General features: G+C 64.8%; 12 protein-coding genes. 4 read left to right on the top strand and 8 right to left on the bottom strand.

The window, feature by feature from the left end:
- Positions 1-46: 46 nt before the first annotated feature.
- Positions 47-790: a pyridoxine 5'-phosphate synthase gene (gene pdxJ / locus J4E58_RS12680; RefSeq protein WP_007932164.1), complete on the top strand. Its 744-nt coding sequence runs from the start codon at positions 47-49 to the stop codon at positions 788-790.
- A 121-nt stretch (positions 791-911) separates the two neighbouring features.
- On the opposite strand, the gene mltF is transcribed toward pdxJ, so the two are convergent.
- Entirely contained in the window at positions 912-2,372 is a 1,461-nt protein-coding gene (gene mltF, locus J4E58_RS12675) for a membrane-bound lytic murein transglycosylase MltF (RefSeq protein ID WP_087091331.1), read from the bottom strand.
- A gap of 287 nt (positions 2,373-2,659) precedes the next feature.
- On the opposite strand from mltF, the gene purL reads away from it, so the two are divergent.
- Together purL and J4E58_RS12665 are read left to right on the top strand one after the other, a co-directional pair.
- On the top strand, positions 2,660-6,556 hold the full coding sequence (purL, locus tag J4E58_RS12670) for a phosphoribosylformylglycinamidine synthase (protein ID WP_009042309.1): 3,897 nt from the start codon (positions 2,660-2,662) through the stop codon (positions 6,554-6,556).
- A 5-nt stretch (positions 6,557-6,561) separates the two neighbouring features.
- Entirely contained in the window at positions 6,562-6,873 is a 312-nt protein-coding gene (locus J4E58_RS12665) for a YqfO family protein (protein WP_087091332.1), read from the top strand.
- Between the two features lie 78 nt (positions 6,874-6,951).
- Here the strand turns inward: J4E58_RS12665 and nagE are convergent, their stop codons facing one another.
- The 7 genes from nagE to J4E58_RS12630 form a co-directional block, all read right to left on the bottom strand.
- Positions 6,952-8,670, bottom strand: coding sequence for an N-acetylglucosamine-specific PTS transporter subunit IIBC (gene nagE, locus J4E58_RS12660; protein WP_087091333.1), 1,719 nt, complete (start codon positions 8,668-8,670; stop codon positions 6,952-6,954).
- A gap of 26 nt (positions 8,671-8,696) precedes the next feature.
- Entirely contained in the window at positions 8,697-11,219 is a 2,523-nt protein-coding gene (gene ptsP / locus J4E58_RS12655) for a phosphoenolpyruvate--protein phosphotransferase (RefSeq protein ID WP_087091334.1), read from the bottom strand.
- A 30-nt stretch (positions 11,220-11,249) separates the two neighbouring features.
- Entirely contained in the window at positions 11,250-12,272 is a 1,023-nt protein-coding gene (locus tag J4E58_RS12650) for an SIS domain-containing protein (protein WP_087091335.1), read from the bottom strand.
- Positions 12,253-13,359, bottom strand: a complete 1,107-nt coding sequence (gene nagA, locus J4E58_RS12645; protein ID WP_087091336.1) for an N-acetylglucosamine-6-phosphate deacetylase — start codon at positions 13,357-13,359, stop codon at positions 12,253-12,255. The genes J4E58_RS12650 and nagA overlap by 20 nt, the downstream gene beginning before the upstream one ends.
- A 44-nt stretch (positions 13,360-13,403) precedes the next feature.
- On the bottom strand, positions 13,404-14,135 hold the full coding sequence (locus tag J4E58_RS12640; RefSeq protein ID WP_087091337.1) for a GntR family transcriptional regulator: 732 nt from the start codon (positions 14,133-14,135) through the stop codon (positions 13,404-13,406).
- A 295-nt stretch (positions 14,136-14,430) separates the two neighbouring features.
- Complete coding sequence (locus J4E58_RS12635; protein WP_007927719.1) at positions 14,431-14,934, bottom strand: murein L,D-transpeptidase family protein; 504 nt, start codon at positions 14,932-14,934, stop codon at positions 14,431-14,433.
- 47 nt (positions 14,935-14,981) lie between these two features.
- The gene (locus J4E58_RS12630; RefSeq protein WP_087091338.1) at positions 14,982-15,533 is read right to left on the bottom strand and encodes an NUDIX hydrolase; all 552 of its coding nucleotides are present in this window, start codon (positions 15,531-15,533) and stop codon (positions 14,982-14,984) included.
- A gap of 147 nt (positions 15,534-15,680) precedes the next feature.
- Here J4E58_RS12630 and J4E58_RS12625 point away from each other — a divergent pair, with 147 nt between their 5' ends.
- Positions 15,681-16,280 carry a CoA pyrophosphatase gene (locus tag J4E58_RS12625; protein WP_007927715.1) on the top strand — a complete coding sequence of 200 codons (600 nt, stop codon included), beginning with the start codon at positions 15,681-15,683 and terminating at the stop codon, positions 16,278-16,280.
- Positions 16,281-16,336: the final 56 nt, after the last annotated feature.

Here is a 16,336-nt window from a genome sequence, read left to right as displayed (position 1 = left end):
CACTATATGCTGTGCACCGAATCTCTAACTCCTCAGGAGCGCTTCCGTGACCACCAGCAATCGCATTCTTCTTGGCGTGAACATCGACCACGTAGCCACCCTGCGTCAGGCCCGGGGAACCCGTTACCCTGACCCGGTCAAGGCGGCGCTGGACGCGGAAGAGGCGGGGGCCGACGGCATCACCGTGCACCTGCGCGAGGACCGCCGGCATATCCAGGAGCGCGACGTGCTGCTGCTCAAGGACGTGCTGCAAACCCGCATGAACTTCGAGATGGGCGTCACCGAGGAAATGATGGCGTTCGCCGAGCGCATCCGTCCGGCGCACATCTGCCTGGTTCCGGAAACCCGCCAGGAGCTGACCACCGAAGGCGGTCTGGATGTCGCCGGGCAGGAAGCGCGGATCAAGGCGGCCGTAGAGCGGCTGTCGAAGATCGGCGCCGAAGTGTCGCTGTTCATCGACGCCGATGAGCGGCAGATCGCCGCCTCTCGCCGCGTGGGCGCGCCAGCCATCGAGCTGCACACCGGGCGTTATGCCGATGCCGAAACGCCGAGCGAGGTGGCCGAGGAACTGCGGCGCGTGGCCGACGGCGTGGCTTTCGGCCTGGGCCAGGGCCTGATCGTCAATGCCGGCCACGGCCTGCATTACCACAACGTCGAGGCGGTCGCGGCGATCAAGGGCATCAACGAGTTGAACATCGGCCATGCGCTGGTGGCCCATGCGCTGTTCGTCGGCTTCAAAGGCGCAGTGGCGGAGATGAAGGCGCTGATCCTGGCGGCGGCCAAGGCCTGACGGAGACTCTGTAGCCGCTGCCGCAGGCTGCGATCGACCGGAACGGTCGTGGCGATTTTATGGTTGTTCAGGTCCTGCGGACTTGTCGCAATCGTCGGCAGCGGCTTTCTACGCAGAGGGTTTAAAGCGGCGGGGTTTCCTGGGTCGGCTTGGTCTTGTCCACGCCCGGCACGTGCAGGTTGCCCTCGGCCACCTGGTCGCCTTCCAGCTGCGGCTGCGTAACCCAGGTCAGGATGTCGTAGTAGCGACGGATGTTGGCGACGAAATGCACCGGCTCGCCGCCCCGGGCGTAGCCATAGCGGGTCTTGCTGTACCACTGCTTCTGCGAGAGACGCGGCAGCATCTTCTTCACGTCCAGCCACTTGTTCGGGTTCAGCCCTTCCTTTTGCGCCAGCTTGCGGGCGTCGTCCAGGTGGCCGCTGCCGACGTTATAGGCGGCGAGGGCGAACCAGGTGCGGTCCGGCTCTTCGATCTTGTCGTCCAGCTGATCCTTCATGTACGCCAGGTACTTGGCGCCGCCCTGGATGCTTTGCTTGGCGTCCAGGCGGTTGGACACGCCCATGGCCTGGGCGGTGTTCTGGGTCAGCATCATCAGGCCGCGCACGCCGGTCTTGGAGGTGACGCTCGGTTGCCACAAGGATTCCTGGTAACCGATGGCCGCCAGCAGGCGCCAGTCGACCTTTTCTTCCTTGGCCGAGGCCTTGAAGTGCTTCTCGTATTTGGGCAGGCGCTGTTGCAGGTGCTGGGCAAAGGTGTAGGCGCCGACATAACCCAGGACGTCCACATGCCCGTAATAACGGTCCTTCAGGCGCTGCAGGGTGCCGTTCTTCTGCACCTTGTCGAGGAAGGCGTTGATTTCGTTGAGCAGGCTGTTGTCTTCGCCGGTGGCCACGGCCCAGCTCTGGTTGCTGGCATCGCCAAGGTCGAAGGCCACGCGGATATTGGCGAAATACACCTGGTTCATCGCCACTTCGTTGGAATCCACCAGGGTCAGGTCGATCTGCCCCTCGTCGACCATACGCAGCAGGTCGACCACTTCGACCTCGTCGGACTCTTCGTATTGAATGCCGGGATATTTCAGCTTGAGTGCGGCCAGTTGTTCGGCGTGGGTGCTGCCCTTGAGCACCATGATCTTCTTGCCGACCAGATCGCCCGCGTCAGTGGGGCGGGACTGGCCGTTGCGGTAGATGATCTGCGGGGTGACTTCCAGATAGGTGTGTGAAAACCGGACTTGCTGCTTGCGTTTCTCGCTGCTGACCAGACCGGCAGCAGCCAGCACCGGGCCGTTAGGTTTACCCAGCTGGTCGAAGAGGTCGTCGAGGTTGTCCGCGGTTTCGATCTTCAGCGTCACCCCCAGGTCGTCGGCGAAACGTTTCACCAGCTCGTATTCGAAGCCGGTTTCACCGTTGCGATCCTGAAAGTAGGTGGCCGGGCTGTTACGGGTGACCACCCGCAGCACGCCATCCTCCTTTACTCGCTCGAGCGTGCTGGGTTTCTCAACGCAGGCACTGAGCATCAGGAAGAGTCCGGTTGCGATGAGCCATCGGGCACAGCGCGGACGTAAAGCCATAGGGGAAAACATCTGCGCAGTATACGCAAAGGACAACAACCGCCATATCTCGACAGCGAAGGGCTTGTCTGCTAGAGGTTCCAGCCCCCGGCCAGAGCCCTCGGGAATGGGCCTTCGGGGCCTGTGGAGAGGGGTGAAATAACCCTGCTGAATGGTCCTGACGAGCCTTTGTCACAGGGTGCTGCGCGCGGGCCGACGTCTGGCCGCGCTCGGGCGTGCCGTTTCGGGTGCCGTCGCGGGCGGTTTACGCTAGAATGCACGGCCTCAAAGCACACCCCCTTCCCGAGGCTGTCCCGAAGATGTTGATCCTGCGCGGCGCTCCTGCCCTTTCTGCCTTTCGCCACAGCAAACTCCTTGAGCAACTGAGCCAGAAGGTTCCAGCTGTCAGTGGCCTGTATGCTGAATTCGCTCACTTCGCCGAAGTTACCGGCGTCCTGACCGGCGACGAACAGCAGGTGCTTGCGCGCCTTCTGAAGTACGGCCCAAGCGTACCGGTGCAAGAACCTACCGGTCGTCTGTTCCTGGTGCTGCCGCGTTTCGGCACCATCTCGCCATGGTCGAGCAAGGCCAGCGATATCGCCCGCAACTGTGGCCTGAGCAAGATCCAGCGCCTGGAGCGCGGCATTGCCTTCTATGTGGCCGGTGAATTCAGCGACGCGCAAGCGCAGTTGATCGCCGACACTCTGCACGACCGCATGACCCAGATTGTGCTGGGCAACCTGGAGCAGGCTGCCGGCCTGTTCAGCCATGCCACGCCGAAGCCGCTGACCGCCATCGATATCCTCGGTGGTGGCCGCGCCGCGCTGGAACAGGCCAACACCGAACTGGGCCTGGCCCTGGCCGAAGACGAAATCGATTACCTGGTCAACGCCTTCCAGGGCCTCAAGCGCAACCCGCATGACATCGAACTGATGATGTTCGCCCAGGCCAACTCCGAGCACTGCCGTCACAAGATCTTCAACGCCAGTTGGGACATCGACGGCCAGAGCCAGGAAAAAAGCCTGTTCGGCATGATCAAGAACACCTATCAGATGCACAACGAAGGTGTGCTGTCGGCTTACAAAGACAACGCCTCGGTGATCGTCGGCAATGTCGCCGGCCGTTTCTTCCCGAACCCTGAAACCCGCCAGTACGGCGCGGTGCAGGAGCCGGTGCACATCCTGATGAAGGTCGAGACTCACAACCACCCGACCGCCATCGCCCCGTTCCCGGGCGCATCCACCGGTTCCGGTGGCGAGATCCGCGATGAAGGTGCAACCGGGCGTGGCGCCAAGCCAAAGGCCGGCCTGACCGGTTTCACCGTATCCAACCTGCAGATCCCGGGCTTCGAACAGCCGTGGGAAGTGCCGTACGGCAAGCCTGAGCGCATTGTCACCGCGCTGGACATCATGATCGAAGGCCCGCTGGGCGGCGCCGCGTTCAACAACGAATTCGGTCGTCCGGCCCTGACCGGCTACTTCCGTACCTTCGAACAGTCGATCGCCACCCCGCACGGTGACGAGGTTCGTGGTTACCACAAGCCGATCATGCTGGCCGGCGGCATGGGCAACATTCGCGAAGAGCACGTCAAGAAAGGCGAGATCGTCGTCGGCTCCAAGCTGATCGTCCTCGGTGGCCCGGCGATGCTCATCGGCCTGGGTGGCGGCGCCGCTTCCTCCATGGCCACCGGCACCAGCTCGGCGGATCTGGACTTCGCTTCCGTTCAGCGTGAAAACCCGGAAATGGAGCGTCGTTGCCAGGAAGTCATCGACCGTTGCTGGCAACTGGGCGACAAGAACCCGATCAGCTTCATCCACGACGTTGGCGCGGGCGGTCTGTCCAACGCCTTCCCGGAACTGGTCAACGACGGCGACCGCGGTGGCCGTTTCGAACTGCGCAACATTCCAAACGACGAGCCGGGCATGGCCCCGCACGAAATCTGGAGCAACGAATCCCAGGAACGCTACGTTCTGGCCGTCGGCCCGGCCGACTTCGAGCGCTTCCAGGCCATCTGCGAACGTGAGCGTTGCCCGTTTGCCGTCGTCGGTGAAGCCACCGCCGAACCGCATCTGACTGTCACGGACAGCCACTTCGGCAACAGCCCGGTGGACATGCCACTGGAAGTGCTGCTGGGCAAGGCGCCGCGCATGCACCGTTCGGTGGTTCGCGAAGCCGAGCTGGGCGACGATTTCGACCCGTCGAACCTCGACATCGGCGAAAGCATCGAGCGCGTCCTGCATCACCCGGCCGTCGCGAGCAAAAGCTTCCTGATCACCATCGGCGACCGCACCATCACCGGCCTGGTGGCCCGTGACCAAATGGTCGGCCCATGGCAGGTTCCGGTGGCCGACGTGGCCGTCACCGCCACCAGTTTCGACGTCTACACCGGTGAAGCCATGGCCATGGGCGAGCGTACTCCGCTGGCGCTGCTGGACGCCCCGGCGTCGGGCCGCATGGCCATCGGCGAAACCCTGACCAACATTGCCGCGTCGCGCATCAACAAGATCTCCGACATCAAGCTGTCGGCGAACTGGATGTCCGCCGCCGGCCACCCGGGCGAAGACGCACGGCTGTACGACACCGTGAAAGCGGTCGGCATGGAGCTGTGCCCTGAGCTGGGCATCACCATTCCAGTGGGCAAGGACTCGATGTCCATGGCTACGCGCTGGAACGACAACGGCGAAGAAAAAACCGTGACCTCGCCGATGTCGCTGATCGTGACCGGTTTCGCGCCTGTGGCGGACATCCGCCAGACCCTGACCCCGCAACTGCGCATGGACAAGGGCACCACCGATCTGGTCCTGATCGACCTCGGTCGTGGCCAGAACCGCATGGGCGCCTCGATCCTCGCCCAGGTGCACGGCAAGCTCGGCAAGCAGGCCCCGGACGTCGATGACGCCGAAGACCTGAAAGCTTTCTTCGCGGTGATCCAGGGCCTCAACGCCGACGGTCACCTGCTGGCTTACCACGACCGTTCCGACGGTGGCCTGCTGACCAGCGTGGTGGAAATGGCCTTCGCCGGTCACTGCGGCCTGAACCTGAACCTCGACGCCCTGGCCGAGAGCTCGGCCGAGATCGCCGCCATCCTGTTCAACGAAGAACTGGGTGCGGTGATCCAGGTGCGCCAGGACGCAACCCCGGATGTGCTGGCGCAGTTCAGCGCCGCCGGCCTGGGCGACTGCGTGGCGGTGATCGGCCAGCCGGTCAACAACGGCCATATCAACATCACCTTCAACGGCGAGAATATCTTCGCCGGCGAGCGTCGCCTGTTGCAGCGCCAGTGGGCTGAAACCAGCTACCAGATCCAGCGCCTGCGGGACAACGCCGACTGCGCCGAGCAGGAGTTCGACGTCCTGCTGGAAGAGGACAACCCAGGCCTGAGCGTCAAGCTGAGCTTCGACGTCAACCAGGACATCGCCGCGCCTTACATCAAGAAAGGCGTGCGTCCCCAGGTTGCCGTGCTGCGCGAGCAGGGCGTCAACGGCCAGGTGGAAATGGCCGCGGCGTTCGACCGTGCCGGCTTCAACGCGATCGACGTGCACATGAGCGACATCCTCGCCGGTCGCGTCGACCTGAACGACTTCAAGGGCATGGTCGCCTGCGGCGGCTTCTCCTACGGCGACGTACTCGGCGCCGGCGAGGGCTGGGCCAAGTCGGCACTGTTCAACAGCCGTGCCCGCGACGCCTTCCAGGGCTTCTTCGAGCGCAACGACACCTTCACCCTCGGCGTGTGCAACGGTTGCCAGATGATGTCCAACCTGCACGAGCTGATCCCGGGCAGCGAGTTCTGGCCGCACTTCGTGCGCAACCGGTCCGAGCAGTTCGAGGCCCGTGTGGCGATGGTCCAGGTCCAGGAGTCGAACTCGATCTTCCTGCAGGGCATGGCCGGTTCGCGGATGCCGATCGCCATCGCCCACGGCGAAGGCCATGCGGAATTCGAAAGCGCAGAAGCGCTGCTTGAAGCCGACCTGTCCGGTTGCGTGGCCCTGCGTTTCGTCGACAACCACGGCAAGGTCACCGAAAGCTACCCGGCCAACCCGAACGGCTCGCCGCGCGGGATCACTGGCCTGACCAGCCGCGACGGCCGCGTCACCATCATGATGCCGCACCCTGAGCGGGTATTCCGCGCCGTGCAGAACTCCTGGCGTCCGGAAGAGTGGAACGAAGATGCGGCGTGGATGCGCATGTTCCGTAACGCTCGCGTGTGGGTGAACTAAGACCCGTGCACAAGCTCAGTTTTTTCGTCCCGCCCAGCCACGTGGATGTGGTCAAGAACGCCGTATTCGCCGCCGGTGGCGGACGGATCGGCGCTTACGACCAGTGTGCGTGGCAGGTGCTGGGCCAGGGCCAGTTTCGCCCGTTGGACGGCAGCCAGCCGTTTCTCGGGCAGACCGGCCTGGTCGAGCAGGTGCAGGAATGGAAAGTCGAGCTGGTGGTGGCCGACGAGTTGATCCGTAGCGTGGTGATGGCCCTCAAGCAGAGCCATCCCTACGAGACACCGGCTTATGAAGTCTGGCGTCTGGAAGACTTCTAAGGCCCCGCCCATGAAAAAGCCCGCTGAACCGGTAACGGTCAGCGGGCTTTTTTGTGCCTGCTCTCCGGCAGGAGAGGGTCAGACCTTGACGCTGACCTCGCTGCGGTTGATCAGGCTATCCAGGGCTTGGCTCAGGCTCGCAGCCTTTTCCCCGATCAGCAGGTGCCAGACGCCATCGTCGAGCTGGCTGGAACCCTGGCAGCCGAGGTTCTTCAGCTGGCATTCCGACAGCGCCTTGTTGTCGCCCAGTTGCACCCGCAGACGGGTCATGGCCACGCAGTCCAGTTGCAGCACATTGTCGCTGCCACCGAAGGCGTCCAGCCATTTCACGGCTTCCTGGGGCGCAATGCTCACCGCTGGCGGTGCTTCGAAGGCGGCGGCAGGGCCAGGCTGTTCCAGTGGCTTGCCGCCGCTGGGCATGGCCAGGCGGATTTCATCGGCGATGCTGTCGGCCAGCGGGCCGACCACCACCTGCAGGCTGCCGCCCTTGCCGGGACGCACCACGGCCATGGCGCCAAGGGCCTTGAGGTCGCTGTCCGATGCCTTGCTGCGGTCGGCCAGTTCCAGGCGCAGGCGGGTGGTGCAGGCACCGACGGTTATCAGGTTATCCGCGCCGCCCAGGGCCTGGATATAGGCACCGGCGCGCTGATTGTTGGTCATGGCGGTTTTTTCGGTGCCCGGGGTGTCTTCGCGGCCCGGGGTTTTCAGGTTGAAGCGTTTGATGCAGAAGTCGAACACCAAGTAGTAGATCACCGCGTACAGCAGGCCCACCGGGAATACCAGCCAGCCGTTGGTGGAGCGGCCCCAGCCGAGGGCCATGTCGATGGCGCCGCCGGAAAAGGTGAAGCCCAGGTGGATGTTCAGTAGGTTGGTCAGGGCCATGGACAGGCCGGTCAGCAGGGCATGCACCAGGTACAGCATGGGGGCGAGAAACATGAAGGCGAATTCGATCGGCTCGGTGACCCCAGTGAGGAACGAGGTCAGGGCCATCGACAGGAAAATCCCGCCCATCACCTTGCGCCGCTCCGGCAGTGCATTGCGGTACATGGCCAGGCACGCCGCCGGCAGGCCGAACAGCATCATCGGGAACATGCCGGTCATGAACTGGCCGCCCTTGGGGTCGCCGGCGAAGTAGCGGGTCAGGTCGCCGGTGACCACGGCACCGGTGGCCGGGTCGGTGAAGCTGCCGAAAATGAACCAGGCCATGTTGTTCAGGATGTGGTGCAGGCCGGTGATGATCAGCAGGCGGTTGAACACGCCGAAAACAAAGGCGCCGAGGCTGCCGCTTTCCATCAGCAACTGGCCGAAGCTGTTGATGCCGTGCTGGATCGGCGGCCAGATCAGGCCGAACACCACCCCCAGGCCGACGGCGCTGAAACCGGTGACGATCGGCACGAAGCGCCGCCCGCCAAAGAACGCCAGGTATTCCGGCAGCTTGATGTCCTTGAAGCGGTTGTACAGGGCACCGGCCAGCAGGCCGCTGATGATCCCGGCGAGCATGCCCATGTTGATGCTGGCATCGAGCACCTTGAGGGTCGCGACCATCACCAGGTAGCCGATGGCCCCGGCCAGGCCGGCGGTGCCGTTGTTGTCCTTGGCGAAGCCCACGGCGATGCCGATGGCGAAGATCAGCGCCAGGTTGGCGAAGATGGTCTGGCCGGCATCGTGGATGATCGCGATGTTCAGCAGGTCGGTGTCGCCCAGGCGCAGCAGCAGGCCGGCGATCGGCAGGATCGCGATCGGCAGCATCAGGGCGCGGCCCAGGCGCTGCAGGCCTTCGATGAATAATTGGTACATGGCGTGTCTCCCGGTGTTCTTGTTATTCAGCTCAGGGGCCAGTGTTGGTGGCAGGCATGACGCACCGCCGAGGCACTGCTCAGGTTCAGCAGCTCATGGCTGAGGCGTCGGCATTGCGCAGCGTCCAGTTGGCGGACCCGCTCCTTGATTTCGCCCACTTGCGGTGGGCTCACCGACAGCTCGCTGACCCCCAGGCCGATCAGCACCGGCGTCGCCAGCGGGTCGGAGGCCAGTGCGCCGCACACGCCGACCCAGCGCCCATGCCTGGCCGCGCCGGCGCAGGTCTGGGCGATCAGCCGCAACAACGCCGGGTGCAACGCATCGACCCGGGCGGCCAGGCCGGCATGGTCACGGTCCATGGCCAGGGTGTATTGCGACAGATCGTTGGTGCCGATGGAGAGGAAGTCGGCGTATTCGGCCAGTTGCTCGGCGAGCAGGGCGGCGGCCGGGACTTCGATCATCACCCCCAGCTCCGGGCGCTGGCTGATCCCCAGCTCGGCGCACAGGCAATCGATGCGTTCGCGGATATGCAGCAGTTCGTCGAGCTCGCTGACCATCGGCAGCAGGATGCGGCAGCGTTGCAGCGGGCTGACCTGCAGCAGGGCCCGCAGTTGCTGGTCGAGCAGTTCCGGGCGGGCCTGGGCCAGGCGAATGCCGCGCAGGCCCAGCACCGGGTTGGCTTCCACCGGCAGCGGCAGGTAGTCCAGTTGCTTGTCGCCGCCCACGTCTATGGTGCGGATGATCACCGACTTGTCGCCCATGGCGTCGAGCACGGCCTGATAAGCCAGGCGCTGCTCCTGTTCGTCGGGGGCGGTATGCCGGTCGACAAACAGAAACTCGGTACGCAGCAGGCCGACGCCATCGGCACCGTTGGCATGGGCGCCCTGGGCTTCCTGGCTGGAGGCGACATTGGCGGCGACCTCGATCGCCTGGCCGTCGAGGGTCCTGGCCGGCAGTTGGGCCTGTTGCTGTTGTTGCTCGCGGCGTTGCTGGCGGAGCAGATGGTTCTGCCGCACCTGTTCGATACGAGCGCTGTCCGGCGTCAGTTCCAGGCGCCCGTGGTCGGCATTCAGCACCACTTGCTGGCCTTGCGGCACATCGAGAAGCTCCGAGCCCAGGGCCACCAGGCAGGGCAGGCCCTTGCCGCGGGCCAGGATTGCCACGTGGGAGGTGGCGCCGCCGGCCGCCATGCACAGGCCGGCAGCGCCTTGCTCGCTCAGTTGCAGCAGGTCGGACGGGGTCAGTTCGTGGGCCGCGACTATGGCGCCGGCCGGCAACTGGTAATGCCAGGCCTCGCCGAGCAGGACGCGCAGGACCCGCTGTTGCAGGTCGCGCAGGTCGTTGGCGCGTTCGGCGAGCAGGGCATTGCCCAGTTGCAGCAGGACCTCGCACTGTTCGCCGATGGCGTCGCTCCAGGCGTGGGTGGCGGCGCGTCCCTGGCCGATGCTCTGGCGGGCGGCGTCCAGCAGCGCCGGGTCTTCGAGCAGGGCCAGATGGGCGGCGAAGATCGCTTCTTCCTGATTGTCCTTGCGTTGCCGGGCGTGCTCCAAGGTGCCGCGAATGTCGCTGCGAACCTTGTCCAGGGCCAGGTCCAGCGCCTGCAGTTGCTCCTGTGGCGGGTGACCGCCGCTGTCTTCCGGCAGGGTCATGGCGGTCAGGTGAAACAGTGGCCCGCAGACCAGCCCGGGGGCGGCGCAGACGCCCTGGATCACCCCGGCTTCGGCGGGGCGCTGGGGCGCGACGGCCTTCACCGCTGGCGCCGCGGCATGGGTGTCTTCGGCCAGCGGGGTGGCGAGGGCGTCCAGCAGCGCCAGCAGGGCGGCCTTGCAGTCCTTGCCCTGGCAACTGACCCGCACCTCGTCCTGCTCGCCGACCCCCAGCCCCATCAGGCTGACCAGGCTGTCGCAGGACGCCGACTTGCCGTTGAAATGCAGGTGCGCCTTGCTGCTGAAACCCTGGGCGGTCTGGCGGATCAGCGCGGCCGGCCGGGCATGCAGGCCGCCGCGATGATTGACCCGGGTCTGGCCTTCCACCTCGTCGGTCGAGGAGTCACCCGCTTCTGCCTGGGCCGTATTGGCCGCGCGTGGAACGATGTGCAGCAGCGGTTCGCCGACTTTCACCGATTTCAGGGTGATGGGCAGGGTCTGGAAGTGTTCGCCGTTGGTCAGGATCATCAGGCTGATCAGGCTTTTGCTATTGCGCGCGACCTGGTCGAGATCGAAGCGCAGCAGGGCCTGGCCGCTGCTGACCCGGGCGCCTTCCTGCACCAGCATGGAGAAACCCTCGCCTTGCAGCTGGACGGTGTCCAGGCCCAGGTGCAGCAGCAGTTCTGCGCCATTGTCGGCACGCAGGGTTACCGCGTGGCCGGTGCGGGCGGCATGCACCACCACGCCGGCGCAGGGGGCGTGCAGGGTGTTGTTCAGCGGGTCGATGGCGATCCCGTCGCCCATGGCGCCGCTGGAAAACACCAGGTCGGGCACCCTGGCGAGGGTGAGCACCGGGCCGCTCAAGGGAGCGCCGAGCGTCAGGTCTTTATTGTTGTTGTGCATGGCGCAGTACTCATCCGTTGAAGGAAAGGCTCAGTGGGTGCGGGTCACTTTGCTCAGGTGCCGTGGCTGGTCCGGGTCCATGCCCCGGGCCTCGGCAAGGCTTGCGGCCATGCCGTAGAAACTCTGGATCGCCAGGATCGGATCGAGGGCCGGGTGTTCGGCCCGGCCCAGGGTCAGGTCGCGTTCGACGATGTCGTCCGGCGCCGCCAGCAGCACCCGGGCGCCACGCTGGCGCATGTCGGCGGCGAGGCTGATCAGGCCGGCCTGCTCCGCTCCCCGTGGGGCGAACACCAGCAGCGGGTAGTTATCGCCGATCAGCGCCATCGGGCCGTGGCGAACCTCCGCGCTGCTGAAGGCTTCGGCCTGGATCGCCGAGGTTTCCTTGAGTTTCAGCGCCGCTTCCTGGGCGATGGCGAAACCGGCGCCACGGCCGATCACCATCAATCGTTGGCTATCGCGCAAGGCCTCGACGGCCGGGCTCCAGTCCTGGGTCGCGGCTTCGCGCAGGCCCTGGGGCAGGGCGAGGCCGGCTTCCAGCAACTGCGCGTCCTGTTTCCAGTGGGCGATCAGGCGGGCGCTGGCGCTGAGAGTGGCGATAAAGCTCTTGGTTGCCGCCACGCTGCGTTCGGCGCCGGCGTGCAGCGGCAGGCAGAACTCGCTGGCGGCTTCCAGCGGGGTGTCCTGGGCGTTGACCATGGCCACGCTCAAGGCCCCGCGTTTGCGCAGCAGGCGCATGCTGTTGACCAGGTCGGGGCTTTGCCCGGACTGGGAAAAGGCGAACGCCGCCTGGCCGCTGACCCGCAGCGGCGCCTGTTGCATGGTCACCACCGACATCGGCAGGGACGCGACCGGGAAACCCAGCTGCTGCATGGTCAGGTAGGCGAAATAGCTGGCGGCATGGTCAGAGCTGCCGCGGGCGACGGTCATCACCACTTGCGGCGGCTGGCGGTTCAGGCGCCCGGCGACTTCGATCAGTTGCGGGTCCAGGTGCTGCAACTGGCCTTCGACGGCCGCGGCGGCGGACAGCGCCTCTTCAAGCATTTTTGAAGTCAATGTCTTCTCCTTCGACCATCACGGCGGTCAGTGTGAGTGAGCGGTCCAGGCACACGCAGTCGGCCCAGCTGCCGACCTGCAAGCGCCCGCGTTCGGCCAGGCCGAGATAATCGGCGGGAAACTGTGACAAGCGTTGCGAAGCCTCGGCCAGGGGCAGGCCGATCTTCACCAGGTTGCGCAAGGCCTGGTCCATGGTCAGGGTGCTGCCGGCCAGGGTGCCGTCCGGCAGGCGCACGCCGCCCAGGCATTTGGTCACGGTGTGGCTGCCGAGCTTGTATTCGCCGTCCGGCATGCCGGCCGCCGCGGTGGAGTCGGTGACGCAGTACAGGCAGGGGATCGAGCGCAGGGCCACGCGCATGGCGCCGGGGTGCACGTGCAGCAGGTCGGGGATCAGTTCCGCGTACTGGGCGTGGGCCAGGGCGGCGCCGACTATGCCGGGCTCGCGGTGATGCAGCGGGCTCATGGCGTTGTACAGGTGGGTGAAGCTGGTGGCCCCGGCGTCGAGCGCGGCCACGCCTTCCTCATAGCTGCCCAGGGTGTGGCCGATCTGCATGCGGATGCCGCGGGCGCTGAGGGCACGGATCAGCGCGTCATGGCCGGCGATTTCCGGGGCGATGGTGATCACCCGGATCGGCGCCAGGCGCAGGTAGGCCTCGACTTCGGCCATCAGCGCGGTGTGGGCGAAATTGGGCTGGGCACCGAGCTTGCCCGGGTTGATGTACGGGCCCTCCAGGTGCACACCGAGTACCCGGGCGCTGCCGCTGGGGCGCTGTTCGCAGTATTCGCCCATGGCGCCCAGGACCCGGGTGATCTCCTCGGTCGGCGCGGTCATGGTGGTGGCCAGCAGCGAGGTGGTGCCAAAACGCACGTGGGTGCGGGTGATGGTCTCGAACGCCGGGGCGCCTTCCATGATGTCCTTGCCGCCGCCGCCGTGCACATGCAGGTCGATGAAGCCTGGCAGCAGGTAGGGCAGGTCGTTGTCCGCCGGGTCGCAGGGGCTGCCTTCGATGCCGGTGACCTTGCCGTCCCGGTGGTTCAGGCGGCCGCGAATCCAGCCTTGTGGGGTGAGGATGTTGTGTTCGGACATGGGCAGCTCTCTGGGACGGGTTCCTGGCGACTCGGCGGCCTGGCTCAGCGACGCAGCTCGGCGACGAAGTCGTAATAGTCGTTGCGGCAATAGGTGTCGGTGACTTCGATCGGGGTGTTGTCCTCGAGGTAGCCGACACGGGTCATCAGCAGCATCGCGGTGCCGGGGGTGATGCCCACCAGGGCGGCGAACTCGGCGCTGGCGTTGATCGCCTGGATGTGCTGCAGGGCACGGACCACCGGGCGGCCGATGCCATCGAGGTAGGCGTAGAGCGAGTCGCCCACGGCATCCGGCTGGGCAATGATCGTCGCCGGCAGGGTGCTCATTTCGATCGCCATCACCGTGTCGTCGGCTTTGCGCAGGCGCTTGAGGCGCGCCACCTTGTCGTTCGGCGACAGGCCGAGGCGGATCAGTTCTTCGTGGGTCGGCGTGGTGATTTCCCGCTCCAGCCATTGGGAACCGGGTACGAACCCCTTGAGGCGGAGCATTTCGCTGAAGCCCGACAGCCGCGACAGCGGTTGTTCCAGGCGCGGGGTAATGAAGGTGCCGGAGCCCTGGCTGCGGCGGATCAGGCCTTGTTCGAACAGCACTTCCAGGGCCTTGCGCGCGGTGACGCGGGAAATATTGAGCATCTCGCTCAGGTTGCGTTCCGAGGGCAGGGCCTGTTCGGCTTTCCACTGTCCGGCATGGATCGCGGCTTCAAGGTTGCGCGCCAGTTGCAGGTACAGCGGGGTCGGCTGGGTATCGTCAGGGCGCAGGGCCAGGATGTGGTTCATCTGTCGAGATTCCGATGCGTTATTGGTTTGTTGTCGCCCGGTAATGTGGCGAAAACTAATACCACTTAAATACCATGTTAACGCCAGTAGTGTGACGATGACGCACGAAAACAGGCGCTTTATGGGCGTTGGCGGGGATGGTTTGGGGAAGTGGTATTAGGGCGGTCTGGCCGTGAATGCGAAAATCGCAGGGGCGGCGGTTTTTCGAACGGGAATTGGTATTCACCTTTCGAAGCCGGCGCGGCCTGCGATTTTTTTTGTAACGGAGGTGTTTTAGCGGCGTTTCAGCGAGGAATCAGGGGCGGATTTCGATCATCGTGCCGTCCGGGACCAGGCCCCAGACTTCGCGCATGTCGACGTTGCGCATGGCGATGCAGCCGTCGGTCCAGTCCAGGGTATGGAAGTACTGCTCGGGGTAGTCTTCGCTGTCCGGAGTGCCGTGGATCATGATCATGCCGCCGGGCTCCACGCCCTCGCGGCGCGAGCGGGCGGAATCGCTGATGTTCGGGTAGGAGATATGCATGGCCAGGTTGAAGCGGTCGCTGGTCTTGCGCCAGTCCAGCCAGTAGAAGCCTTCCGGAGTGCGCTTGTCGCCTTCCATGAGCTTCGGCCCCTTGGGGCGTTTACCCAGGGAAATGCGGTAGGTCTTGATGGGTTTGCCGTCGTTGATCAGTTGCAACTGATGGGCCGACTTGAGGACCAGGACTTTTTCGATGACCTTGCCGTTCAGGGTATCCGTCGCGGAGGCGTGGGAGACCGCGATAACCGAGTAGCAGAAAAGAGCGAGCAACCAGCGCATGAAACGATATCCCTAAGAGTACACAGGTGCCGCGTACGTTTTGTTGTTTAAGTGAGGGCAGGCTGAGCCAGGGGCGGAATGGACTCGGAACGCACGGGGTAGTCCTCGTTCCGCCGGTCAGCGAAGAAACATTCTAAGGTACGCCCGACCGTGCGAAAAGCCAGCTCGGACCAGGGAATGTCGGCTTCTTCGAAAAGCCGGACTTCCAGGCTCTCTGAGCCAGCGGCGAAATCCAGGTCCGCCAGCTCGGCGCGGAAGAAGACATGCACCTGGCTGATGTGCGGGACGTCGATCAGGGTATAGATGCTCAGGTTGCGGACCCGGGCGCAGGCCTCCTCGAACGTCTCGCGAATCGCCGCCTGTTCGACGGTCTCGCCGTTCTCCATGAAACCGGCCGGCAGCGTCCAGTAGCCACGACGCGGCTCGATCGCGCGTCGGCACAGCAGCACCTGGGTACCCCAGGTAGGCAGGCAGCCGGCGACTATGTTCGGGTTCTGGTAATGGATGGTCTGGCAGTTGTCGCAGACAAAACGCAGGCGCGAATCGCCTTCGGGAATGCGCTGGGTGACCGGGTGACCGCACTGGCTGCAGAATTTCATGCTGGGTATCCGAAAAGGCTGCACCTATCTTGGCGTGCGCGGGGCTTTGTCGGCAAGTTGTCGTTACGCGACATGGCGTGGATCGGGGCTTGGGCGGTCGGTTTGTTTGGTGCATGATGCAAGGTAGTCGACAGATCGAGAAGACTCATGCTGGACGAGCTACTGCACCGGGTAAGCAACCATACGCCGCGACCGCTGGAGACGGATCGACGTTTCCCCGAGGCCGCCGTGCTGGTGCCCATTACCCGCAGTGACGAGCCTGAGCTGGTGCTGACCCTGCGTGCCAAAGGATTGTCCACCCACGGCGGCGAAGTGGCGTTCCCCGGCGGCCGCCGCGACCCGGAAGACCCCGACCTGGTTTTTACCGCCCTGCGCGAAGCCGAAGAGGAAATCGGCCTGCCCCCGGGGCTGGTGGAAGTGATCGGCCCCCTGAGCCCGCTGATTTCCCTGCACGGGATCAAGGTCACGCCCTATGTCGGGGTGATTCCCGATTACGTCGAATACCTGGCCAATGACGCCGAGATCGCCGCGGTGTTCAGCGTGCCGCTGGAGTTTTTCCGCCAGGACCCGCGCGAGCATACTCACCGCATCGATTATCAGGGCCGCAGCTGGTACGTGCCGAGCTACCGCTTCGGCGAGTACAAGATCTGGGGCCTGACGGCGATCATGATCGTCGAGCTGATCAACCTGCTGTATGACGCCCAGATCAGCCTGCACCAACCGCCCAAAAGCTTTATCAATATTTGAAGCCATCGCTCGTATGGCCTGACCCCCACTGTGTATATGAACCTGCCTGGCCTTGA

The sequence above is a fragment of the Pseudomonas sp. FW305-25 genome (genome assembly GCF_017351415.1).
In the GTDB taxonomy this organism is placed as follows: Bacteria; Pseudomonadota; Gammaproteobacteria; order Pseudomonadales; family Pseudomonadaceae; genus Aquipseudomonas; species Aquipseudomonas chlororaphis.
The sequence above is the reverse complement of the archived record's forward strand: the minus strand, read 5'-3'. Positions and strand labels throughout refer to the sequence as shown.